General features: G+C 44.2%; 1 protein-coding gene and 1 pseudogene. Both read left to right on the top strand.

The window, feature by feature from the left end:
* Positions 1 to 355, top strand: a pseudogene (locus tag A3766_RS30285) (ATP-dependent protease); the annotation flags it as partial.
* A partial coding sequence (locus A3766_RS03680) for a M23 family metallopeptidase (protein WP_197479279.1) occupies positions 339 to 939 on the top strand: 601 nt, incomplete at its 3' end. The pseudogene A3766_RS30285 and the gene A3766_RS03680, both read left to right, overlap by 17 nt.

Genomic DNA, 939 nt, shown 5'->3' with positions numbered 1-939 from the left:
AGTTCAGCCAATTGGTGGCGCAAATGAGAAAATAGAAGGCTTTCTCGATGCTTGTGAGTTAATCGGCAGTGATCAGAAGCAAGCGGTTATTATCCCTAAAAGCAATATTGCCAATCTTATGTTAAGCCAGAAGGTGATTAATGCCGTTAAGAAAAAGCGCTTTAATATCTATGCAGTAACGCATGTTAATGAAGCATTGGAATTGCTAACGGGTTTAAAGACGGGAACGCTTAAAGACGGTATGTACGAGGATGGCAGCATCTTCGGCAAAGTGCACGAGAAGATGGCCAGCTTACGTGAGAAAGAAGAGAGTAAAGATAGCGAAGAAAAGGGTGCTCATGAGAAAAACGCTTAAGCGACTAAAGCGAACAGGTTTTACACTCCTTATAGTGACTTGTGCTAATGTCTTTGCGGATGACTTGCTCTCAGAAAAGCTAATGACCGACGACGTGGTGCTTGAGGGGGTATTTGCACAGGGCGGTTTGTTAAAAGGTAATGTTAAGCCTTCGTACGACGTAAAACTGAATGAACGCGAAATTCGGCTTACGCGAGAAGGGGATTTTATTATTGGCTTTGGTCGCGATGCTGCGCCGGAGCACAAATTAACATTCAGCGCTCCTAATGGTGAACGTCATTCTCTAATTATTGATGTGAAGCAAAGGACTTATCCGACTCAAAGTATTAAAGGTGTTCCTCAAAAAACCGTGACACCCAGTAAGGATAAACTAGCCCGTATAAAACGCGAAACGGCGCTGGTTAAAAATGCTCGTAAAACTGATTCCAGCTTGCTTTACTTTTTGGATGACTTTACGGCACCTATGAGGGCGCCTATTACTGGTGTCTACGGTAGTCAACGGATTTACAACGGTACACCAAAGCGCCCACATTATGGTGTTGATTATGCTGGGCCAGTTGGGGCGCCAGTTTATGCTCCTGCTA

It is taken from the genome of Oleiphilus sp. HI0132 (assembly GCF_001635845.1).
The sequence above is the reverse complement of the archived record's forward strand: the minus strand, read 5'-3'. Positions and strand labels throughout refer to the sequence as shown.